At 71.2% G+C, this 2,646-nt stretch carries 3 protein-coding genes; 1 reads left to right on the top strand and 2 read right to left on the bottom strand.

Annotated features, from left to right (window positions below):
* Together G3I65_RS51790 and G3I65_RS51785 are read right to left on the bottom strand one after the other, a co-directional pair.
* The coding region (locus G3I65_RS51790) for an ATP-binding protein (RefSeq protein ID WP_160703382.1) at positions 1-678 on the bottom strand (678 nt) is incomplete at its 3' end.
* A 99-nt stretch (positions 679-777) separates the two neighbouring features.
* Positions 778-2,163 carry a lysine 2,3-aminomutase gene (locus G3I65_RS51785; RefSeq protein WP_309236084.1) on the bottom strand — a complete coding sequence of 462 codons (1,386 nt, stop codon included), beginning with the start codon at positions 2,161-2,163 and terminating at the stop codon, positions 778-780.
* Positions 2,164-2,294: 131 nt separating this feature from the next.
* Between G3I65_RS51785 and G3I65_RS51780 the strand changes: the two genes are divergently transcribed.
* Positions 2,295-2,646, top strand: a 352-nt coding sequence (locus G3I65_RS51780) for an amidohydrolase family protein (protein WP_160703380.1), incomplete at its 3' end; no start/stop codon positions are given.

Raw genomic sequence — 2,646 nt, 5'->3', positions numbered from 1 at the left:
CCGCGCCGCCGCCGGCTCGGCGGCCACCCGGTCCCGCCCGAGCGCTCGGCTCAGCAGCTCCACGGAAGCGTCGGGGGGCAGCACGTCGACGAGCACCGTGACACCGCCGTGGGCCACGAGCCCGCTCAGCCGGTGGCGGCTGGTCACCACCACCGCGCCGCGCGGGGACGCCGGGAGCAGCGCCGCGACCTGGTCGGTGGTGGTGGCGTCGTCCAGCAGCACCGCGATCGACCGGCCGGCGGTGAGGGAGCGGTACAACGCCGCTCGCTGCGCTGTACCGGGTGGGACGTCCGCGGGCCGCACGCCCAGCCCGCTCAGGAGATCGCCGAGGATTTCGCCCGGCGCGTGCGCCGACAACCGCGCGTACAGCTGCCCGTCCGGGAAGCGCGCACGGGCGTGGTGCAGCCAGTGCCGGGCGAGGGCGGACTTGCCCACGCCGCCCAGCCCGGTCAAGATCGCGAAGGGCGGCCGGTCCGGGTGCGCTTCAGCGGTCAGGACCTCGGTGAGTGTCCGCAACTCGCGTCCGCGTCCGGTGAAGTGGGCGGGCGCCGCGGGGAGCTGACGTGGCACGGGATGAGCGCGGTGGAAGTGGACGTCGCCGTGCACGACACCGGCCTGCAGGACCGAGGAGCCGACGACGTGTGACGCCTGGTTCGCCGCGCGGCCACTCGGATCCACGGCCCACCTCCGCCTCCGAGGCTAATGGCGGGACCGCCGTCGACCGCAGCGGTTTCAGCCGGTCAGACCACCGCTGACCGGCTGAAACCGTCCGGTGCGTCAGTCCTGGTTCGCCCACCACTGCCGGCCGGCTTCCGGCAGCGTCGAGATCGGGTCGTAGTACGGGTACCGGCGCTGCAACGCCTCCGGGTCGTCCAGCTCGATCCCGGTCCGGTAGTTCTTCGTCCAGTACGAGATCCCCAGCTCCCGGTCGTACTCGGCGAGCTGGTGCACCCACCGCTTCCCGACATAAGGCACGTCGCACACGATGCGCGGCGTCGCGTACCCCGGCAGGTAGCCCATGATCGCGTGCTGCAGCTCCTGGGCTTCCCAGACAGCGACCCGCCAGTGCTCGGCGTTCGGGATCATGTCGCACATGTAGAAGTAGTACGGCAGGATGTTCGCCTCGCCCTGAAGCGCGAAGCACAGGTCCAGCAGCTGCGCCGGGGTCGCGTTGACGCCGCGCATCAGCACGCCCTGGTTGCGGACGTCGCGGACACCCACGTTCAACGCCGTCTGGGCCGCCTCCGCCACCAGCGGGGTCACCGACTGGGCGTGGTTCACGTGCGTGTGGATCGCCAGGTTGACGCCGCGGCGCTGGGCGGTCACGGCGACGCGCTCGAGGCCTTCGACGACCTTCGGCTGGATCCAGTGCTGCGGCAGCGCCGCGAGCGCCTTGGTCGCCAGGCGGATGTCGCGGACGGTGTCGATGTCCATCAGCCGCATCAGGAACGACTCCAGCTGCGGCCACGGGACGTTGGCCACGTCGCCGCCCGAGACGACCACGTCGCGGACGCCCGGGGTCTTCTTCAGGTAGGCGATCATCGCGTCCTGGCGGTCGACCGGCTTGAGGGTCAGCTTGTGCTTCTCGACCGTCTCCGTCGAGTTGCCGACCAGGTCCATGCGGGTGCAGTGGCCGCAGTACTGCGGGCAGGTCGAGATCATCTCGGCCAGCACCTTGGTCGGGTAGCGGTGGGTCAGCCCCTCGACGACCCACATCTCGGCCTCGTGCAGCGAGTCGCGCTCGGAGTGCGGGTGGCTCGGCCAGGTGGCGTCACGATCACTGCGAACCGGGAGCATGTAGCGGCGGATCGGGTCGGCGTAGAACGCTTCGGTCACCTTCGCCGGGTCGGTGCCCGCCGTGGGCGCCATCGTGTTGATCATCTGCGGCGGCAGCAGCATCGACATGGTCGCCAGTTCGCGCTGGTCGGCGAGCAGGTCGTCGTAGAAGCGCTCCTCGAGCAGGTCGCCCATCAGCGCGCGCAGCTGCTTGGCGTTGCGGACGCAGTGCACCCGCTGCCACTGCGCGTCACGCCACTCCGCCTCGGTCACGTCGTGCCAGCCGGGGAAGCGGCGCCAGTCGGGTTCCACCAGCTCGGCGCGGGCGTACTCGTAGGGCTGGTCGAAGGCGGCGGCAGGCGTCACAGGTTCCTGGATCGCAGTCACTTGTACTCCTAGTCGTCGGGAACGCGTTAAAATATCCTGTCATATCGTTCCCGAGGAGTAAATCTTCCTGCCTGCTGGTGTGGCTTCCCCCAGGTGCAGTAGGCCGCGCGACCAGGGGGAGACTCAAGGGCGTGACGGACGAACACACGACGCTCCTGCTCGGCGGGCGCATCTACACCCCCGCCGGCCCGGACGCCACGGCCATGGCGGTCACCGGCGGCACCGTGGTCTGGGTCGGCCAGGACGCCCCGGCCCGCGCCCTGCACCCCGGCGCCGAGATCGTCGACCTCCACGGCGCCTTCGTCGCCCCCGCGTTCGTCGACGCGCACGTCCACGCCACCGCCACCGGCCTGCACCTGACCGGCCTCGACCTCACCGGCGTCCGCGACCGCGCCGACCTGCTGACCCGCGTGCGCGACGCCGTCATCCCGGGCCAGGTCCTGCTCGCCCACGGCTGGGACGAGTCCGCGTGGACCGACCCGC

Origin of the sequence: Amycolatopsis sp. SID8362, assembly GCF_010550475.1 — a bacterium.
GTDB classification, from domain to species: Bacteria; Actinomycetota; Actinomycetes; order Mycobacteriales; family Pseudonocardiaceae; genus Amycolatopsis; species Amycolatopsis eburnea.
This window is presented reverse-complemented; position numbering and strand designations above follow the sequence as displayed.